Consider the following 21273-nt stretch of genomic DNA (forward strand, 5'->3'; position numbering starts at 1 on the left):
GGATATGATGTCGACACCGTCACGGGTTGGTGAGCAGCCGTTAGTCAAATGGAGCTTAATTTCATTAGCATTGTTTTTTGTCGCGATTCTTTTGATTATTCCGCTATTAAGTATTTTTCAGCAAGCTTTCGCGAGTGGGCTCGCCACTTATTTTAACAACTTGAGCGAACCCGATACCCTGCATGCGATTGGGCTCACTCTTATTGTGGCATTGCTGACAGTACCGATTAATTTAGTTTTCGGGGTAATGCTTGCGTGGGCTGTGACTCGGTTTGAGTTTATTGGCCGTAAATTTTTGATCACTTTAATTGATATCCCCTTTGCTGTATCACCTGTTGTTGCTGGCCTTTTGTATCTGCTGTTGTATGGAAGCAATGGCTGGATAGGGGAGTGGTTATATGAACATGATCTACAAGTCATGTTTGCTTGGCCTGGTATCGTGTTAGTTACGGTATTTGTGACTTGTCCGTTTGTGGCGCGAGAACTTATTCCACTGATGCAGCAGCAAGGTCGCTCTGATGAAGAAGCCGCCGTTATCCTTGGCGCTTCATGGTGGCAACTGTTTCGCCGCGTAACCCTGCCAAATATCAAATGGGCTTTGATTTACGGCGTCATTTTAACTAATGCTCGAGCTGTGGGTGAGTTTGGCGCCGTTGCTGTTGTGTCTGGAAATATCCGAGGTGAAACCAATACCTTACCCTTGCATGTTCAGTTGTTGTATGAAGATTATCAATCTGAAGCAGCCTTTGCTAGCGCATCATTATTGGCGTTTATCGCCTTATTAACCCTGATTTTGAAAGCCTTTGTTGAATGGCGACAAGAACGAAATCATATCAATGAACAAGATCAACAAGGTGAATTATGAGTATCCGTTTAGATAATATTTCCAAGCAATTTGGTAAATTTCAAGCGCTTTCACCGCTTTCTTTAGATATCAATAATGGCGAAATGATAGGTCTGTTGGGCCCTTCAGGCTCAGGTAAAACCACGCTATTACGTATTATTGCTGGATTAGAGAATGCCAATACGGGGACCATTCACTTCGGTGATCATGACGTGACTAATGTTCATGTGCGCGAGCGTCGTGTGGGATTTGTATTTCAAAACTATGCATTATTTCGTCACATGACGGTGGCGGATAATGTCGCGTTTGGGCTACAAGTGATGGAGCGTTCATTGCGTCCCAACCCCGCTGAAATTAGTAAACGTGTTAAACAATTATTAGAGATAGTACAACTTGGTCATCTTGCGGAGCGTTATCCAGAACAGCTTTCTGGTGGTCAAAAACAACGTATCGCGTTAGCTCGTGCTTTGGCAACTAAACCAGAAGTATTATTGCTCGATGAGCCATTTGGCGCATTGGATGCAAAAGTGCGTAAAGATTTGCGCCGTTGGCTGCGTAATCTGCATGATGAATTAGGCTTTACCAGCGTATTTGTGACTCACGATCAGGATGAAGCATTAGAGCTTTCTGACCGCGTGGTTGTGATGAGTAACGGAAAAATAGAGCAGGTGGATTCTCCTGTAGAGCTTTATGCGCACCCTAATAGCCGCTTTGTGTTTGATTTTTTTGGTAACGTCAATCAATTTAAGGCCAATTGGAATAATAAACATTGGCAAAATGGCAACGCCTTTATTCTGCCTCCGGTGGCTGAAACGACTCAAAAAAATGGCTATCTCTATGTTCGTAGCCATGAATTGAGTTTATCTAAAAAAGCCAATAGCCAAGCTTCACTGCCTTGTAAGGTGGTTGCAATTAATCCTGTGGGCGCTGAAGTTCGGGTTGAGTTATCACCTATTGGCTGGGATACAACCGAATTATGGGAAGCGAAATTGACTCATCAAGTTTTAAATGAGCAATCATTTAGCCGTGGCGATGAGGTTTATGCTACTCCTCAAGTTGGGTATTTTTTTGCCGATGGTGTGGAGGGCGAACCCGTCATTTTACGCTGGCCATTTCTTGCTCCAGGCCACTTGATGTTTGATATTTAGGCTTCACTACTGATAAGAAAAATCACCTTACCTTATAACAATACGTAGGCAAGCGTATCCGTCACGTAGTGAGTGAATAAAGCCCACACTAAAATGGCAGCGATTACTTAGGTACGTTGCCATTTTTAAAATGAAATTTGCCCCACTCCTCGTTATGACAGGAATTTTTCACAATAAATTCGGTATCACTTGGCAAGTTAACAATGGAGTTAATGTCTCGTACAGTTTGTTGATACTGTTATAATGTAATTTGATGCATGTTAAGCGGCTTTGCGTGAAAGCGAGAACGCAACTCTAGATGCTACCTACCTGACAGGCTGGTAAGTGTGGAGCTACACTTGCCTTTTAGTCTTGCTTTCTCTATGTGTAACCAGTTGTTTTATAAGCTCTTTACTTTATCAGCTTAATTGATTTAACTCATCGCGCTCAGACCTTTCCTAGGTGATATCTTGTTACAAGGCTTAGTGTTTTTCTTGTCTCTTTTAAAACAGACTTGTGCCAACCCCAAGTGACTTTGCTACATCAGCAACACTATAACCTTGCTCTGGTACCATCAAGACGGCTTCACCTGTAAATGTCTGAAATAACTCTTATGTGTTATTTCAGACTCATATCGACCCATCAAAATACCTGTAAGACATACCGCAAGCCATTGCACAGGTTAAAGGTGAACGTGAAGGTCAGTGATATCGTCAACTACACCACAGTCGAGTGTACTTCACCATCAATAAGCTTAGTGGTTAGCCTATCGCCAGCATTCACATCGGCCACCTTGTGCACCACGCCTCCTTTTGCATCAAGGGTAATACTGTAGCCGCGGCTTAACGTGGCCAGTGGGCTGACGGTCTCAAGCTGATGGGCGGCATAGGCGAGTGCTTTATTGGCATCACTAAGCTGAGTGCGCAGTGCTTTATTGAGCTTTTGGTTGAGATAATTCAAGCGGCTCTGCTCTAGCTGTAAGCGGTTGCGGGGCGACTGCTGGGCCAAACGGTGGGCCAACCCTTGGCTGTGCATTGTGAAGCTTGTGAGCCTGGCATTGATAGCTGATTCGAGTCTTAGCTGCATCTCATCGAAACGTTGTTCATATTGCTGCAAGCGGCGCTTAGGATCTTGGCGATGTAACTTGTGTTCTAACTGGCTAAAGCGTTGTTGCTGGGTTAAGCGGTAATGTTGCCAGCCTTGGCGCAGACGATTCATGGCGACGTTGAGTTTGTCGCTTTTACTTATGGCATCATTTGACAGTAACTCTGCGGCCGCTGACGGGGTCGGTGCACGTAGGTCGGCAACATAGTCGCTAATGGTGGTGTCGACCTCATGACCCACGGCAGAGACGATGGGCAGGGCACTATTGTAGATGGTATGGGCCAAGGCTTCGCTGTTAAAACACCAGAGATCTTCTAATGAGCCGCCGCCACGAGTCAACAGTAGGACATCGACCTCATTACGATCGTTGGCCTGCATAATGGCATGGCACAGTGACTTGTCGGCGTGTTCACCTTGTACGGCACTGGGGTAGATGATCACCTCAATGGAAGGATCGCGGCGCTTTAGCACATGCAGCACGTCCCTTATGGCAGCGCCCGTCGGTGAGGTGATAACCCCAATGCGCTGAATGTGGCTGGGGAGGGGGCGTTTGGTATCTGCGGCAAATAGCCCTTCGCCAGCCAGTTTCATTTTTAACGCTTCATACTGCTGGGCTAACAAGCCATCGCCGGCTGGTAGCATAGATTCGATAATAAGTTGGTAGTCGCCTCTAGGCTCGTAAACGCTAATGGAGCCTTTGACCAACACTTGTTGGCCATTGGCTGGCCGAAAGGTGACGCTGCGATTTTTCCCCTTGAACATCGCCGAGCGGATCTGGGCCTGATTGTCTTTTAAGGTTAAATACCAATGGCCTGAGCTGGGGGCTGAAAAGTTAGATATTTCGGCTTCGAGCCATATTTTACCTAGCTCACCTTCGAGAAGTTGCCGCACTTCACCGTTGAGGCGTGAAACAGTGTAAACATTATTTTTCGGCATTTTCATGGGCATTTTCATTCTAAAGCGACTTTTTTGCTATTTTCCCATTTACCAAGGTCAAGATGCAAGGTATAATCTCGCCGCAATATTTTACCTCTTATTTAACCCTCGTGGGGAGATGTTGCCATGCTACGTTTAAAAAAAGAAGCGCTAACCTTTGATGATGTTTTATTGGTGCCAGCGCACTCTACTGTACTCCCTAATACCGCCATTCTAAAAACTCGCTTAACTCAAAAAATTGAACTCAATGTGCCGATTGTCTCTGCAGCCATGGATACCGTGACTGAAGCGCGTCTTGCGATTGCGATGGCGCAAGAGGGCGGTTTGGGCTTTATTCATAAAAATATGAGTATCGAGCAGCAAGCCGAGCAAGTTCGTCAAGTTAAGATTTATGAGGCTGGTATCGTTCAGCAACCTGTGACGGTTACGCCAACTACAACACTTGAGCAACTTAAAGTGTTAACCGAAAAGAACGGTTTTGCGGGTTATCCTGTGGTGAATGATGCGCACGAATTAGTGGGTATTATTACTGGTCGTGACGTTCGCTTTATCACAGATTGGAGCCGCACCGTTGATAAGGTGATGACCCCTAAAGATCGCTTGGTGACTGTCCCTGAAGGCACTAAGCTCGATGAAGTCCAAAAACTGATGCATGCTCACCGCGTTGAGAAAGTGTTAGTGGTCGATAGTGAATTTAGACTGAAAGGCCTTATCACAGTTAAAGATTTCCAAAAAGCCGAGCGTAAACCCAATGCCTGTAAGGATGAGTTTGGTCGTTTACGTGTGGGCGCAGCGGTAGGTGCAGGCCCAGGTAATGAGGAGCGTGTCGATGCGCTGGTTAAAGCTGGTATTGATGTGCTATTGATTGACTCATCTCATGGTCATTCAGAAGGGGTTTTACAGCGTATTCGTGATACCCGAGCCAAATACCCTGAGCTGCAAATTGTCGGTGGTAATGTGGCGACAGCCGAAGGTGCATTGGCCTTGGTTGATGCCGGTGTTAACGCCGTTAAAGTCGGTATTGGCCCAGGTTCTATCTGCACCACACGCATCGTAACAGGTGTTGGTGTGCCGCAAATTACTGCCGTGTCTGACGCCGCTGCTGCCGTTAAACATTTAGATATTCCTGTGATCGCCGATGGTGGTATTCGTTTCTCTGGCGATTTAGCCAAAGCCTTAGCCGCTGGCGCATCATGCATCATGGCCGGCTCTATGTTTGCCGGTACCGAAGAAGCGCCGGGTGAAACCGAACTTTATAATGGCCGTGCGTACAAATCATACCGTGGAATGGGCTCTCTTGGCGCCATGACCCAAGGTTCATCAGATCGTTATTTCCAAAGTGATAACGCCGCTGACAAGCTGGTACCCGAGGGGATCGAAGGTCGCGTACCTTACAAAGGTAAGCTCAAAGAGATCATCCATCAGCACATGGGTGGCCTGCGTTCATGCATGGGCTTAACCGGTTGTCCAACCATTAAAGACCTCAGCGAAAAAGCCGAATTTGTTAAAGTGACTTCAGCAGGTATGGGCGAGTCCCATGTACACGATGTGACCATCAGCAAAGAAGCGCCTAACTACCGTAGCGGTTCATAAAAAATGGTATTCAGGCAGGGCATGATTATGTCCTGCCGGTGATTCATTTGATCTGCCGAGATGTTTTTCGGCCAAGCGATAAATTTAAAAGATAATAAGGTAAACCATGAGCAATATTCATGATCATAAGATCCTCATTTTAGATTTTGGATCTCAGTACACCCAATTGATTGCCCGCCGTATTCGTGAGATAGGTGTTTACTGTGAGCTTTGGGCTTGGGATGTGTCTGAGGCACAAATCAAAGAGTTTGCCCCTAACGGTATTATCCTGGCGGGTGGCCCAGAAAGTGTCACCGAAGCTAACTCACCACGAGCGCCTGAATATGTGTTTAATGCCGGAGTGCCAGTATTAGGTATTTGCTATGGCATGCAAACCATGTCTGAGCAGCTGGGCGGTAAAGTGATTAAAGGCATAGGCGAAGGTGAATTTGGTTATGCCCAAATCGAGGTACAAAACCCATCTAACCTCTTTAAGAGCATCGAAGATGCAGTGAGCGATACTGGTAAGGCTCTGCTGGATGTTTGGATGAGTCATGGTGACAAAGTGTCTGAAATCCCTGAGGGTTTTGTCACAGTCGCTAAAACCGATACCTGTCCATTTGCAGCCATGGCGAATGAGGACAAGCAATTTTATGGGGTGCAGTTCCACCCTGAAGTGACGCACACTCGTCAAGGTAAGCGCATGCTAGAGCATTTCGCGCTGGAGATTTGTCAGTGTGAAGCCAACTGGAAACCGTCATCAATTATTGAAGACGCCGTTGAGCGCTTAAAGCAGCAGATTGGCGACGACGAAGTGATCTTAGGTCTCTCTGGCGGTGTTGACTCGTCTGTTGTGGCGATGTTGCTGCACCGCGCAATTGGCAAAAAGTTGACCTGTGTATTTGTGGATAATGGCCTATTGCGTTTGAACGAAGCTGAACAAGTACTCGAGATGTTTGGCGACCACTTCGGACTCAATATCGTGCATGTCGATGCTGAAAACCGTTTCCTTGACGCCCTTGCCAGCGAAGCTGAGCCAGAAGCTAAGCGTAAAATTATCGGTAAAGTGTTTGTCGATATTTTCGATGAAGAGTCTAAAAAATGCGCTAACGCTAAGTGGTTAGCACAAGGCACCATCTATCCTGATGTGATTGAATCAGCCGGTAGTGCAACCGGTAAGGCGCACGTGATCAAGTCGCACCATAACGTTGGCGGATTGCCTGATGATATGGAGCTAGGCTTAGTTGAACCGCTACGTGAGCTGTTTAAAGATGAAGTACGTAAGATTGGTCTCGAATTAGGCCTACCTTACAACATGTTGTATCGTCATCCGTTCCCAGGCCCAGGTCTTGGTGTACGTGTACTGGGCGAAGTGAAAAAAGAGTACTGTGACCTGTTGCGCCGCGCCGATGCGATTTTCATCGAAGAGTTGCATAAAGCCGACCTATACAACAAAGTCAGCCAAGCCTTTACCGTATTCTTACCGGTACGCTCTGTAGGCGTTATGGGTGATGGTCGTAAATATGATTGGGTGGTATCGCTGCGTGCGGTTGAGACTATCGACTTTATGACAGCACATTGGGCGCACTTACCTTATGATTTCTTAGGTCGCGTATCAAACCGCATCATCAACGAAATCGACGGTATTTCTCGTGTGGTTTACGATATTTCTGGTAAGCCACCTGCGACGATTGAGTGGGAATAATCTCCTAGCACTCAACTAAACAGAGGGGCATAGCAATATGCCCCTTTTTTATGAGCGCCGACTGGTCAATCAATATTGGTGTGGCTAGCCATCGTCGGCGATCACCTAGTTGATTATCTAGCGTATCGATTAGGAATTTATGTCAATGTGATGGCGATTAACGTGAGTTAATTGGCTTGCAGATAATAAGCTGCAACCATCATGTGTCACTTTGGGATAAACTATTGGCATTGGGCTGTGTTTGGGGAGAACGTCACTTGTCTCAGATAGTGAAAAACGAGCAACAAGAGCAAGATATTCAGTTTATGCGCCATGCGCTGGCGTTAGCCGCAAAGGCCGAAGCGGCGGGTGAGGTGCCTGTGGGGGCGGTGTTGGTGAAAGAGGGCAAGATCCTTGCCGAAGGGTTTAATCTTAATATCGGCCAACATGACGCCAGCGCCCATGCAGAAATGCTGTGTATTCGCGCTGCGGGTCAGGTGGTTGAAAATTATCGTCTGCTCGATACTACTTTGTATGTGACGTTAGAGCCTTGTGCCATGTGCGCCGCGGCGATGGTGCATGCTAGGGTGTCGCGTGTGGTATTTGGCGCGGCCGATCCTAAAACAGGGGCGGCAGGTAGCGTGTTGGATCTACTGCGTTTTAGTGCATTTAATCATCAGTTAGAGGTCACCTCTGGGGTGCTAGCCGATGAATGTGCGACCCAGCTGAGTGCTTTTTTTCGTCGTCGCAGACAAGAGAAAAAGGCGATAAAGCAGGCTTTAAAACAACAAGGGCTTACTGAGTAAGCCCTTGTTGGTGTTAATCGATACTGGTTTCGCTGTTTTGTCTGATAAAAGTAAAAAACTTCTTTTGACGATTGAGCGTTTTTTGATGTTTAACTTTTATCTGTGCTCGACGTCGAGACGTTAAGTTATTTAAAGATTTTCTTTTCATCGTTAAGCTCCTTTTGATGCTGATCGCAGCCTTTGCTGCCGATGATGACACGCTTTTGTGACAGCATAATGACCCTTACTTATTGCGCTGGAGCGGCACCTAAGCTTGGGGTTGTCTCGGGCTCTGTTTCGACCTCGGTCTTGTCGGCTGTCTGCTGAAGATTATCCTCAAAGCTATCTTGGAGTTGCTGGTTCTGATTGTCTATCCACACCAACGTATCATAGTAACGACGGATATTATCAACATAATGGACAGCCTCGCTACCGCGAGCATAACCATAGCGTGTCTGCTTATAATATTTGCGTTTTTGCAACAAGGGAAGCACTTGTTTCACATCGCGCCACGCACTGGGATTGAGCCCCATTGACTCGGCTAATTTACGCGCATCTTCCACATGCCCATAGCCAATATTATAAGAGGCGAGGGCAAACCACATACGTTGATTTTCCGGTATAGACTCAGGGAGTCGCTCCAGAATATCGTTAAGGTATTTAGCGCCGCCTTTAATGCTTTGCTCTGGATCTAAGCGGTTGCTGATCCCTACCTGTTTAGCCGTCGGCAAGGTGAGCATCATTAACCCGCGCACGCCTGTGGGGGAGCGAGCATTAGGATTCCAGTGCGACTCTTGGTAAGCCGTTGCCGCCAGTTTACGCCAATCGATATTGCCAGCGTATTGTTGAAATTGCTTTTGGTACTTAGGCAATTTAGTGTCGATGGCGCGTAAAAAAGCGCGGGTATCGACATAATCGAATCGTTTGACGTGCGCAAAATATTTTTCATTTAAATGATCTAGGGTGCCAAGGCGCTGTTGTTCATGCCAAAAGCTCAGCAGCTGGCTCATTAGCTGATCACTATTATTGGCTGGCAGCAGCCAGACGACGGCTTGCTCTTCCCGCAGCACAGGGCCTGATCTGAGCTCTGGCATATAGCGGCGGTTGATCTCGAACGTTGTCGAGTCGGCAATCGTGTAGCGAATTTCATCGCGAGCTATCATCGCCAACAGCTCTTCGCTGTCTTTATCGTTATGTTGATTCCATACCAACTCGGGGTAGAGTTTTTGTAAGTTGGCTAAGGTTTCAATAAACGATGAATCGGCAATCACATTGATATTGTCATCAAGCTGACTGATATCCGCCGGGTACCTTTCCCCTTGTTTAAACACCAAGACTTGATTGACGTAATAAAGGGGCGGCCCGATCCTAAATAGCTCGCGGCGCTGCTGAGTATCGGTCAAACCGGCCGCTATCAGGTCAACCTCGCCTTGTTGCAATGCACTATAAAGTTCGGCAATGGTTGCGTAAGGTCGCATATTAAGGGTTAAGCCTAAATGCTCGGCAAAGCGCTCAGCCATCTCGTAGTCAAAGCCTGCGGTGCCTTGGCCCGTGGTCACATAGACCTGCGCGCCATAAAGGGTGCCAACATTGAGTTGGGTTTTCACTTCCACTGGCGTTGGCACTTTTGTTGCGTCCACAGCGCTTGGCTGACAGGCAGTCAGTAATAGCAAGCAGCTAAGAATCAACAAAAGATGTCGCATTAATGTCCCCCGTGAATCTAGTTGTCTGTCATAAGGCCACCGCTAGAACCTGTTTATGGTTTGAGATGGCATGTCATCAATTTGCAATGGGTTGAGTACCCGGTCAAATCTTGTGAAGCGCTGTGATGTCAGTGTGATAGTGCCTAATGAATAAACCCACTGCGGGTCACTGAGCAATAAGCCTATTGAGAAGCACCCTCAATTGCCCTTGTTACTGCGTAATTACTGGTATAACAACGTTGCAATACGCGGTAATCATATGTTTGAAAGCGAACTGGGGCCTAATTGTATCATAATGATATAAAACTCAATAATAGCCAGATTTTTACTGTTATATGACTGAGTAATAAATCAATTTTAGTCGACTCTCTAATAGTGGCGCATTATTTTACTGCTGGCATTTTGCTCCGTTACATCCCCCTAATTATGGTGATATTTTGTATTTTCAAGTCAGTTTTTTTATCACGTAATGCTGTTTTCGCATTACGGGGCTAATAAACTGAATGAAACAAGCTTTTGACGCTATAAGCCTGATGATTTGTGCACTGTATTTCCCTATAATAGCGCCAGATCTGACCCTGCAATTATAATTAATAAGGTGAAAAGACGTGATGGAGATCATCCGCGGAGCCCCTGCATTATCAGCGTTTAGAGTTCAAAAATTAATGGAAGCCTGTGATAACGCAGCGTTGCCCATTAACAATATCTACGCCGAGTTTGTACATTTAGCCGATTTAACCGCTACGCTAGATGCTAGCGAAACCCAACAGCTAGCCAAGTTATTAACCTATGGACCCGCTATCGAAGCACACGCTCCACAAGGTACCCTCTACTTTGTTACTCCCCGTCCCGGCACCATCTCTCCATGGTCATCAAAAGCCACAGACATCGCACACAATTGTGGTTTACACAAAGTTAAACGTTTAGAGCGTGGCATTGCCTATTACGTTCAAGGCGATAACCTTAACGATGAGCAGCAAAAGCAGTTAAACCAACTATTACATGACCGCATGGTCGAAGTGATGCTGACTGATTTTGAGCAAGCTGCTAGCTTGTTTGCCCGCACTGCGCCAGCCAAAGTCACCAGTGTGAATATTCTCGGTGAAGGCAAACGCGCGCTCGAGCAAGCCAATATCGAGCTAGGGCTTGCGTTAGCGGCAGATGAGATAGATTACTTAGTCGATAACTTTGTCCGTCTTAACCGTAATCCAAATGACGTTGAGCTGATGATGTTTGCACAGGCAAACTCTGAGCACTGCCGACATAAAATCTTTAATGCCGATTGGACAATCGACGGCGAAGTTCAGCCTAAATCGCTGTTCAAAATGATTAAAAACACCTTCGAAAAGACGCCTGATCATGTGTTGTCCGCGTATAAAGATAACGCCGCAGTGATGGAAGGTTCGGTGGCTGGGCGTTTCTTCCCTGAGCAAAATGGGGTGTACGCCTACCATACAGAACCTATGCATGTGTTGATGAAGGTGGAAACCCACAATCACCCCACGGCGATTAGTCCATATCCCGGGGCGGCAACCGGTTCGGGCGGTGAAATTCGTGACGAAGGTGCCACTGGCCGGGGCTCTAAGCCTAAAGCAGGATTAACTGGCTTTAGTGTCTCTAACCTTAAGATCCCAGGTTTCGTGCAACCTTGGGAAGGTGATTATGGTAAGCCGGATCGCATCGTCACTGCGCTCGATATCATGACCGAAGGCCCATTAGGTGGCGCGGCCTTCAATAACGAATTCGGTCGCCCAGCATTAGTGGGTTACTTCCGTACGTACGAGCAGCAAGTCTCTAGCCATAATGGTGTTGAGGTGCGTGGTTACCATAAGCCCATTATGCTGGCGGGTGGTTTGGGTAATATCCGCGAAGAACATGTACAAAAAGGTGAAATCACCGTTGGCGCCAAGCTGATTGTGTTAGGTGGCCCAGCGATGAATATCGGTTTGGGCGGCGGCGCGGCATCATCTATGGCCTCGGGTCAGTCTAGCGAAGACTTAGACTTTGCTTCTGTGCAGCGTGAAAACCCAGAGATGGAGCGTCGTTGCCAAGAGGTGATCGATCGCTGCTGGCAGATGGGTGATGACAATCCGATTCAGTTTATTCACGATGTCGGCGCTGGTGGTTTATCTAACGCTTTCCCTGAGCTAGTTAACGATGGTGAGCGCGGCGGTAAATTTGAACTGCGTAATGTGCCATCTGATGAACCCGGCATGAGCCCATTAGAGATCTGGTGCAACGAGTCGCAAGAGCGTTATGTGATGTCAGTCGCGCCCGAAAATCTAGCTGTATTTACCGCGATTTGTGAGCGTGAACGCGCGCCATTTGCCGTGGTCGGTGAGGCGACACAGGAGCGGCATTTATCGCTGTCTGACAGCCACTTTGACAATATGCCTATCGACTTACCTTTAGATGTATTGCTAGGTAAAGCGCCTAAAATGAGCCGCGATGTGGTATCACAAAAAGCGCAGTCTCCAGCGTTAGATCAGGGCGCTATCGATTTGAAAGAGGCGGTGCAACGTGTACTACGTTTACCCACAGTGGCGGAAAAAACCTTCCTTATTACCATTGGCGACCGCACTGTTACTGGCTTGGTTAATCGCGATCAGATGGTGGGTCCTTGGCAGGTGCCCGTGGCTGATTGTGCGGTGACCGCGTCGAGTTTCGACACTTACGCCGGTGAAGCCATGTCGATTGGTGAGCGCACGCCGCTGGCCTTATTAGACTTTGGCGCTTCGGCTCGCATGGCCGTTGCCGAGTCTATTATGAACATTGCCGGTACCGATATTGGCTCGTTCAAGCGCATTAAACTGTCGGCTAACTGGATGTCGGCTGCCGGTCATCCTGGTGAAGATGCAGGCCTTTACGAAGCGGTTAAGGCCGTGGGGGAGCAGCTGTGTCCAGAGCTTGATTTAACCATTCCGGTCGGCAAAGACTCTATGTCGATGAAGACCGCTTGGCAAGATGATGGCGTCGATAAAGCGGTAACCTCGCCGATGTCACTGGTGATCACCGCCTTTGGTGTTGTACAAGATATTCGTAACACGGTAACGCCTGAGCTGCGCAGCGATAAAGGCGAGACCGAGTTACTGCTGGTGGATTTGAGTGCCGGAAACCAGCGTCTGGGTGGATCTTGTTTAGCGCAAGTCTATAGCCAGCTTGGTGATGTGGCGCCGGATCTCAATGATGCTGCGCTGCTGCGTGGTTTCTTCGAAGTGACCCAAAAACTGGTTGCAGAAAAAGCGATTATTGCCTATCACGACCGCAGTGACGGTGGTTTATTGACGACCTTAGTCGAGATGGCGTTTGCGGGTAATACTGGGCTTGAGGTTAATCTTGAAGCCTTGAGCGGAACCCATGTTGAGCGCTTGTTTAACGAAGAGCTGGGCGCCGTTATTCAAGTGAGTGCATCTGATGCCAGTGCTATTAAGGCGCAGTATCAGGCCGCTGGCGTGGCGTGTGTCAGCGTTGCTAAACCAGTGGCTGGTGATGATATTGTTATTTGTGACGGCGCGAGTGAAGTATTACGTGAGTCGCGCACCGAGCTGAGAACCATCTGGGCTGAAACCACCTATCGCATGCAAGCTTTACGTGATAACCCAGAATGCGCTCTAGAAGAGTTCGAGCTTAAGCAAGTGGCCGATGCTCCGGGTTTGACCGTGGATCTGACCTTTAATCCAAGCGAAGATATTGCAGCACCTTATATTCTTAAAGGCGCTGCGCCTAAGATGGCGATTTTGCGCGAGCAGGGCGTTAACTCACACCTAGAGATGGCGGCCGCGTTTGATAGAGCCGGTTTCGAAAGCCGTGATGTGCATATGTCGGATATCTTGTCTGGTCGAATTAGCCTTGAAGAGTTCCAAGGCCTAGCGGCTTGTGGTGGCTTCTCATACGGCGACGTATTGGGCGCGGGTGAAGGTTGGGCTAAATCGATATTGTTTAATGCCCGCGCGCGCGAGCAGTTTAGCCGCTTCTTTGAGCGCCAAGATAGCTTTGCACTTGGCGTCTGTAACGGTTGTCAGATGTTATCTAACTTAAAAGATATTATCCCGGGCACTGAGCACTGGCCACACTTCGTACGTAACCGTTCTGAGCGCTTTGAAGCCCGCTTTAGCTTGGTTGAAGTGCAGCAGAGCCCGTCGTTGTTCTTTGAGGGAATGCAAGGATCGCGTATGCCGATCGCGGTATCCCATGGAGAAGGTCGCGCCGAGTTTGCGTCGCCAGCGGCCCTAGCTGCTGCAGAAGCTTCGGGCACCATCGCCCTGCGTTTTGTTGATGGCCATGGGCAGATAGCCACTCAGTATCCAGAAAACCCCAATGGTTCACCGAACGCTTTAACAGGGATCTGTAGCACTGATGGCCGCGTAACTATCATGATGCCACACCCTGAGCGTGTGTTTAGAACCGTGGCAAATTCATGGCATCCTGATGAATGGGGCGAAGATAGCCCTTGGATGAGAATGTTTAGAAATGCCAGAGCTAAATTAGGTTAACATGAACTGTTAGTACTTGTTTAGCGACAAAAAAGGCCTCGAAATTTCGAGGCCTTTTTTATTGGTCATTACTGTGAAGCATAAATAGTATTTAATACAAAGTGTTACAGTTTAGTATTTATATCACCTTGTGCTAAATAGCGATAAAGGCTTATCTATACGCCATTTTTATCTTTATATACTTAAACTTAGGGTTATGCGGCATTTTTTAAACCGCAGCGATTAACTTTTAGCAAGTATATCAGCAAATGCTAAACTATAATGTGACTATGGCAAATTAGGCTCTAGATATGAAAACGCCACCACCCCGTTACCGAGATGATGGCGGTTTCGCGCTAGCAAAACTCTAACTAAAGCTCTTGCTAAACAGCGTCTTAACGAGCATTAGCTTGATATAATTCAACAAAAATACGCTTATAGCTGTTTACTAAACGGTCAAATAAGCTTTTCATTTTGATATCTCTACATAGTGGTTGATGGTATGAGTGGAGCCGAACACCACTGGGCGACTTCAGCGGATGGCCTTATAGGCTCCTCTACTGGGCGGTATGGTAACCAGACGTCTTATTTTGGACAAACGATTAAAATTAAGATTTATCATTAGTAAATATAATGATTTAAATTCACAGGTGATTACTTGTTGAGCTGTCAATGGTTTTATGCTTTTGTTTTTACTTGTATTTATTTTGATTTGTTTGTTTTTTATGGTTAGTGATAATAATGGTTTATTTGTTAAGTTTTGTTAAATGTCCTTTTTGTGGAGATATACATGCTTAGGGGTTATAAGTATTGTCTTTTATCAATTGTCGCAACCACCTATCATGTTTTGTTTGTTTTGGCAATCACCTTGGCGGGTGAAGTGTGTCGTCTGCCGCAAAACCCATTATTGCTGGCATGATTGATTGATTTGAATCAATTCTCAGTGGTATAAAATACCCACGGTATACTTGCCGAGCCCTGTTGTAAGTTTCTGAAAAAATTACTTTTAATTATTTCGCTGTTGATTTTTAGGGGTTAGAGATCACAAAGCTTACCGTTTCGTGGGGTGTGTCTCGTTTTTATGTGGGGGACGCCTTTTGAAGCACTGTTTTACTCAATTTGACTGAAAAGTAAATATTTGGCGGTTTAGTATATGGCGACATATACGGATCACTTTGAACAATAAAGTTCTTAAAAAATGCATTTTACGGTGGATGGGGATCTCATCGTAATAATGTTCGCACCACCTAAGGAGTCACTGATGATTGTTGAAGAGGTTGTTGAGCTCTCGCGCTTGCAGTTCGCGCTGACAGCTATGTATCACTTCCTGTTTGTTCCTTTGACCTTGGGGTTAGCGTTCTTGCTAGCCATTATGGAATCACTTTATGTGATGACCGATAAGCAGATCTATAAAGATATGACCAAGTTCTGGGGTAAGCTATTTGGTATTAACTTTGCTCTCGGTGTGACCACCGGGTTGGCGATGGAGTTCCAATTTGGAACTAACTGGTCGTATTACTCACATTATGTGGGTGATATTTTTGGTGCACCGCTGGCGATTGAAGGGTTGATGGCGTTCTTCCTCGAATCGACTTTAGTCGGGATGTTCTTCTTTGGTTGGGATCGTTTCAGTAAGCGCCAACACTTAACCGTTACCTGGTTAGTGGCGCTGGGCTCAAACATGTCAGCCTTGTGGATCCTAGTGGCTAATGGTTGGATGCAAAACCCCGTCGGTAGCGTATTTAACTACGAAACCATGCGTATGGAGATGACCAGCTTTGCTGAGGTGGTATTTAACCCCGTTGCGCAGGTGAAGTTTGTGCATACAGTGGCGTCAGGTTATGTAGCGGGCGCGATGTTTGTTTTAGCTATCAGTGCTTACTACATCTTGAAAAAGCGTGACCTGCCTTTTGCTCGTCGTTCATTCGCGATTGCAGCCAGTTTTGGTATGGCCTCTATCTTGTCGGTTATCGTATTAGGCGACGAATCGGGTTATAAGGTCGGCGAAGTACAGCGAGTTAAATTAGCCGCGATTGAAGCAGAATGGCACACTGAGCCAGCTCCTGCGGCATTTACCGCTGTGGGTTTCCCAAATCAAGAAACCATGCACACCGATTATGCCATTAAAATCCCTTATGCGATGGGCATTATTGCAACTCGCTCTCTGGATGAAGAGGTGACTGGTATTCGTGACTTGATTGCCGAACACGAAGTGCGTATTCGTAACGGTATGAAAGCCTACGCGATGCTAACAGAGTTGCGTGCGGGTAACGAAACTCCTGAGCTGCGAGCCGCTTTTGAAGAGGCTAAAGTGGACTTAGGCTATGGCTTACTGCTTAAGCGTTACACGGACAATGTGGTTGATGCTACCGAAGAGCAAATTCAAGCTGCGGCGAAAGATTCTATCCCATCGGTCGCGCCGATGTTTTGGAGCTTCCGCGTGATGGTCGGTCTTGGTGTGATCATGTTGTTTGTGTTCGCTGCCGCTTTCTGGCAAAGCACACGTCACCAAATCGAAGAGAAACCATGGGTACTTAAAGCTGCGCTATACAGCTTACCATTGCCTTGGATCGCGATTGAGTGTGGTTGGTTTGTCGCCGAGTACGGTCGCCAACCTTGGACCATTTCTGAGGTCTTGCCTACCTTCATGTCGGCATCGAGCCTGAATGTAAGCGATCTGTGGTTCAGTATCATTTCAATTACCTTGTTCTATTCAGTGTTGTTGGTTATCGAGCTGTTCTTAATGATTAAGTTTGCTCGTAAAGGCCCTAGCAGCCTGAAAACAGGTCGTTATCACTTTGAACAGCTAGATGCTTAAGCCGGAGATCTGATTATGTTTGATTATGAGATATTAAGATTTATCTGGTGGGCACTGATTGGTGTGCTATTCATCGGATTTGCCGTCACCGACGGTTTCGATATGGGAGTGGGGGCATTGCTGCCTATCATCGGTAAAGATGATACCGATCGCCGTATCATGATTAACTCGATTGCCCCTCACTGGGATGGTAACCAAGTATGGTTAATCACCGCAGGTGGTGCGCTATTTGCTGCTTGGCCTATGGTGTACGCGGTATCTTTCTCTGGCTTTTATGTGGCGATGATGTTGGTGCTGTTTGCCCTGTTTATGCGCCCAGTGGGTTTCGATTATCGCTCGAAAATTGAAGATCCAAGATGGCGTAAGAGCTGGGACTGGGCATTGTTTGCCGGTGGTTTTGTTCCGCCGCTGATCATTGGTGTGGCATTTGGTAACTTGTTACAAGGTGTGCCGTTTAACTTTGATGAGTTCCTACGTGCAACTTATCATGGTGGCTTGTTTGGGCTGCTGAATCCATTTGGTTTGTTAGCTGGTCTGGTGAGTGTGGCGATGATCATGATGCAAGGTGCTGCTTGGTTACAGATGAAGACAGAAGGTGAGCTTCGCGTTCGTGCTGCGAAAGCCACTCAAGTGTTTGCTCTGTTATTGGCTGTGCTGTTTACCCTCGCTGGTGTTTGGTTAGCCAATGGGATTGACGGTTATGTGATCACATCTGCGCTTGATACTCACGGCGTGTCAAACCCAACCTTAAAAACGGTTGCCGTTGAAGCCGGTGCCTGGTTAGCAAACTATGACAAGTACCCTGTGACTATGCTGTTCCCGATTTTGGGCATTGCAATGCCACTACTGGCCTTGCTAGCGAGTCGTTTTAACCGCTCAGGTTTTGCGTTCTTGTTCAGCTCTGTTGCAGTGGCGATGATTATTTTGACCTGTGGCGCAGCTATGTTCCCATTTGTGATGCCATCATCACTTGAGCCTAACGTGAGCTTAACTATGTGGGATGCGACAGCCAGTCATATGACATTAACCGTGATGACATGGGCAGCCGCTATCTTTGTACCGATAGTACTCAGCTACACCATTTGGACTTACTTGAAGATGTTTGGCCGCTTAAGCCGCAGCTACATCGAAGATAACAAGACGTCACTTTACTAAGGAGCCGACACTATGTGGTACTTTGCTTGGATTTTAGGCATTTTGCTGGCGTGTTCTTTCGGTATTATCAACGCCTTGTGGTTAGAAAATACTGAAAACATGGACAGAGACGCAGATAAACAAGATTAATCTCGTCGCTAAGATAAGCGTCGCTGCCTAAATATGGCTGGTCGCGTTATCTCTAAACCCCGTACTTTACTTTGGTAGATACGGGGTTTTTTATTGCCATTGGCATGGTGAATCGTTTGATATCGCAACTTAGTTATTCAACGACTCAGCTATTCAACGACTCAGCTATTCAATTACTCAGGTCATTCTGCGCAGCAAGGATTGAGCCATCGAAGGATTGAGCCTGCTTATTGCTTATTGATAAGCAGACAGCGGCGCTATGTTACAAAGAGCGGTTAAGGCGGTCGTCACAGGCTGAAAACGAAAAGGGCTAATATTGCCATTGCCTAGGGGATTGACCACTAGGCGCAGCATAAGGGCTTTGTCTGTGCATATTGGGTGAGTCGGTGCTGCGAATATCGACGTCTATCACTGTGCCTCTCATGGTGTCTATTTAGGAGCCTGTTTCGATGTGATCCGAGTCGCGCGGTATATCACTCAGCGTGAGCACAGCTTTACAGGTGAGGTGATTGGTCTTTGGCTCGCAGGCCGGTGTAGCAAGTAATTAAGTGGTGATTCAAGCTGAAGTGATAGCAATGTGCGCCACAGTGAAGCACGCTTATTTGACTACGGGCTGAGTCTTGAGGTTTTAGGCGAGCTCGTTTGGCTAGGTCGTTGATTTGGGCCATTATATCAGAGCCACCAGGCCATTGAGTTTGTAGATGGCCTGGTGGTTTTTTTGGGGTTATTTAAAGATGCTGATCTTCTGTTTTATCTCATGGGCGAGAGTCGATAAACCTTCGGCGGCATCAAGGGTTTCATTGGCGCGCAGTTCACCCTCGCGAGCCAGCTCTGTGATTTGATGCAAGTTACGGGTTATCTCATCGGCCACTGCGCTTTGTTGCTCTGTTGCACTGGCAATGCTGCTTGAGGTGATGGCTAGCTCACCGATACTGGTGGTGATTTGATTAAGCTGCGATGCAACTTCTTGGCCTTGATTGGCGGACTCTGTGCCCAATTGTTGGCTTTGCCCCATTTGCTGGGCAGTAACCTTGACCTGTGATTGTAGTTGAGCAATGGTCTGACTAATTTCAGAAATTGAAGACTGAGTGCGCTGGGCTAAGGTGCGAACTTCATCGGCGACCACGGCAAACCCGCGTCCTTGTTCTCCCGCGCGGGCGGCTTCAATGGCGGCATTGAGTGCCAACAGGTTGGTCTGTTCAGCGATACTGTTGATCACTTCGGTCACTTTACTAATCGCTTCACTTTCTTTACTGACGTTTTCGACACTGATGTGACTCGTATTGAGTTGCTCGCTTAAGGTGTTTAATCCTTGCACGACCATACCTAACTGTTGATGGCCATCACGCGATGCACTGTCAACTTGCTGACTGCGATTGGCTCCTTCACCAGCATGGCTGGCCACATCCCGGATAGAGGTCGACATCTCTTCAATAGCGGTAGCAATTTGATCGGTTTGCGCCATCAATGCTTGTGACTCTTCACCGTTGAGTCGAGCGGTTTCTTGGGCCGTTTCAGCTTGGGTTTCTAAGGTATTAACCGAGGATTGCAGTGCATCAATTAAGGTTCTGAGGCTAGTCGCCATTTGGTGCGCGCTGATGGTAATTTTATCGACCTCGTTATCACTGTCGCTTGATACCGTCGCAAATTGTTGTGATAAGTCGCCTTCACCCAGTTGGGTGAGTTGGTATTGCAGCACGCCTAATGGCTTAAGGGTTTTAAACAGCACTAAAGAGAGGAGCAGGGTAATAAACAGAATACCGAACAATGCTACTGCCGCATTGATAGCCAATAAAGTTAGGCTTTCTTCATTTAGCTCGCGCATTTTGGTTTGACCCAGTAGGGTCCATTGCCAGCCCGGGATATTGAGTGAATAAGCATACATGGCTTCATTTTGGCTATTGAGATACTCACGCTCACCTTTATCTTGCTTGGCTTGCTCAAGACTTATGCCGTCTAAAATGCTGTCAGTCAGCGTGGTGCCAGCCGTTTGATGTGGTTGGGCGATAATCGTGTTATCGTTATTACGCAGTAGGGTGAAGTAGCCTGACTCTTCCAGCTTGAGTTGGTTCATCGACTGTTGTAGTTCAGTAAGCGAGTCAGTGATATCGAAACCGATATACAGGATACCGATGACATCGCCCGCAGGCCCAGTTATCGGGCGATAAACCGTCATGTAATCCTTACCAAACAGCTTGGCGTAACCTTCAAACTCTTCGCCCTTGATCAGCGCAGCGTAGCCTGGGTGCTTGGTGCCCAGATAGGTGCCTAATGCGCGTTGACCATTGGCTTTTTTCAATGAGGTTGAAATACGGATAAAGTCATCGCCATCACGCACAAATACCGTTGCAGTGCCGCCCGTTAGACTAGAAAACCGATCCACTTTACTCTTTGAGGCGTTAATTTGCTCACGCTCGTGGGCTAATGCTGGCGTAGGCGTCCCCAATACATTGACAATTTTGTCGGGTTTATAAAATTGTCCCGGATACATGGTGCGCAAGATATCGGCGTTGCGACGAGCTAATGATAATAAACTGTGGTACTGCAGCTCGATAAGGTCGGCGGTGCTGTTCATTTGCGCCTTCATGGCGCTAACACCTTTTTGTTCGAGCACATTACTGGCAGTGATATAAGAGACACTGCTAATAATACTAAATACGATTATGGTGAGTATAAAGGCGAGCACACCTATCTGTTTTGCGACCGGCCAATGTTTGTAATTCATCCGTCTATCCATGCTTGTTTATTATTGTTTGCTAAATATATAGAAATGTTATCGGCAATGTTTTGATATAGGTCTAATTCAACTTAATAATTAAAAATTAGATGGTTACATCATAGCGCATATCTGTTGGGCAATCTTTATTATGTGTTATTGACCTACACCAAGGGGCATTAGCCTTGGCGCAGGGGAGCGTTGTGTAAGGTGTGATGATTTCGCTCA

Annotated in this window: 13 protein-coding genes and 1 pseudogene; 9 read left to right on the plus strand and 5 right to left on the minus strand. The window is 47.0% G+C overall.

The annotated features are described in order from the left end of the window. Positions 1-4 precede the first annotated feature (4 nt). Together cysW and AC0VXX_RS05305 are read left to right on the plus strand one after the other, a co-directional pair. Positions 5-865, plus strand: coding sequence for a sulfate ABC transporter permease subunit CysW (cysW, locus tag AC0VXX_RS05300; RefSeq protein WP_475516232.1), 861 nt, complete (start codon positions 5-7; stop codon positions 863-865). Continuing rightward, entirely contained in the window at positions 862-1992 is a 1131-nt protein-coding gene (locus AC0VXX_RS05305; RefSeq protein ID WP_475516233.1) for a sulfate/molybdate ABC transporter ATP-binding protein, read from the plus strand. The genes cysW and AC0VXX_RS05305 overlap by 4 nt, the downstream gene beginning before the upstream one ends. Before the next feature lie 488 nt (positions 1993-2480). Here AC0VXX_RS05305 and AC0VXX_RS05310 read toward each other — a convergent pair. Beyond that, positions 2481-2614, minus strand: a pseudogene (locus AC0VXX_RS05310) (transposase); the annotation flags it as partial. A gap of 74 nt (positions 2615-2688) precedes the next feature. Next, positions 2689-4017, minus strand: a complete 1329-nt coding sequence (xseA, locus tag AC0VXX_RS05315) for an exodeoxyribonuclease VII large subunit (protein ID WP_475516234.1) — start codon at positions 4015-4017, stop codon at positions 2689-2691. 120 nt (positions 4018-4137) lie between these two features. On the opposite strand from xseA, the gene guaB reads away from it, so the two are divergent. The 3 genes from guaB (at position 4138) to tadA (ending at position 8073) form a co-directional block, all read left to right on the plus strand. Further along, the gene (gene guaB, locus AC0VXX_RS05320; RefSeq protein WP_475516235.1) at positions 4138-5604 is read left to right on the plus strand and encodes an IMP dehydrogenase; all 1467 of its coding nucleotides are present in this window, start codon (positions 4138-4140) and stop codon (positions 5602-5604) included. 106 nt (positions 5605-5710) lie between these two features. Beyond that, a complete protein-coding gene (gene guaA / locus AC0VXX_RS05325) occupies positions 5711-7288 on the plus strand; it encodes a glutamine-hydrolyzing GMP synthase (protein ID WP_475516236.1) in 1578 nt (525 codons plus the stop codon). A 257-nt stretch (positions 7289-7545) separates the two neighbouring features. Beyond that, complete coding sequence (gene tadA / locus AC0VXX_RS05330; RefSeq protein ID WP_475516237.1) at positions 7546-8073, plus strand: tRNA adenosine(34) deaminase TadA; 528 nt, start codon at positions 7546-7548, stop codon at positions 8071-8073. Between the two features lie 13 nt (positions 8074-8086). On the opposite strand, the gene AC0VXX_RS05335 is transcribed toward tadA, so the two are convergent. Together AC0VXX_RS05335 and mltF are read right to left on the minus strand one after the other, a co-directional pair. Further along, positions 8087-8221 (minus strand): hypothetical protein, encoded by a 135-nt coding sequence (locus AC0VXX_RS05335; protein WP_475516238.1) that lies wholly within the window; start codon positions 8219-8221, stop codon positions 8087-8089. Between the two features lie 79 nt (positions 8222-8300). Continuing rightward, positions 8301-9755, minus strand: a complete 1455-nt coding sequence (gene mltF / locus AC0VXX_RS05340; protein ID WP_475516239.1) for a membrane-bound lytic murein transglycosylase MltF — start codon at positions 9753-9755, stop codon at positions 8301-8303. 611 nt (positions 9756-10366) lie between these two features. Between mltF and purL the strand changes: the two genes are divergently transcribed. The 4 genes from purL to cydX all read left to right on the plus strand — a co-directional run bounded on the left by purL (position 10367) and on the right by cydX (position 18329). Beyond that, positions 10367-14248: a phosphoribosylformylglycinamidine synthase gene (purL, locus tag AC0VXX_RS05345; RefSeq protein ID WP_475516943.1), complete on the plus strand. Its 3882-nt coding sequence runs from the start codon at positions 10367-10369 to the stop codon at positions 14246-14248. Between the two features lie 1240 nt (positions 14249-15488). Next, on the plus strand, positions 15489-17045 hold the full coding sequence (locus AC0VXX_RS05350; protein ID WP_475516240.1) for a cytochrome ubiquinol oxidase subunit I: 1557 nt from the start codon (positions 15489-15491) through the stop codon (positions 17043-17045). A gap of 15 nt (positions 17046-17060) precedes the next feature. Then, positions 17061-18200: a cytochrome d ubiquinol oxidase subunit II gene (gene cydB, locus AC0VXX_RS05355; protein ID WP_475516241.1), complete on the plus strand. Its 1140-nt coding sequence runs from the start codon at positions 17061-17063 to the stop codon at positions 18198-18200. A gap of 12 nt (positions 18201-18212) precedes the next feature. Next, a complete protein-coding gene (gene cydX, locus AC0VXX_RS05360; RefSeq protein WP_110456419.1) occupies positions 18213-18329 on the plus strand; it encodes a cytochrome bd-I oxidase subunit CydX in 117 nt (38 codons plus the stop codon). Positions 18330-19053: 724 nt separating this feature from the next. On the opposite strand, the gene AC0VXX_RS05365 is transcribed toward cydX, so the two are convergent. Continuing rightward, on the minus strand, positions 19054-21054 hold the full coding sequence (locus AC0VXX_RS05365; RefSeq protein ID WP_475516242.1) for a methyl-accepting chemotaxis protein: 2001 nt from the start codon (positions 21052-21054) through the stop codon (positions 19054-19056). Between the last annotated feature and the right edge of the window lie 219 nt (positions 21055-21273).

Source organism: Shewanella sp. QJM3NY_23 (assembly GCF_056173105.1).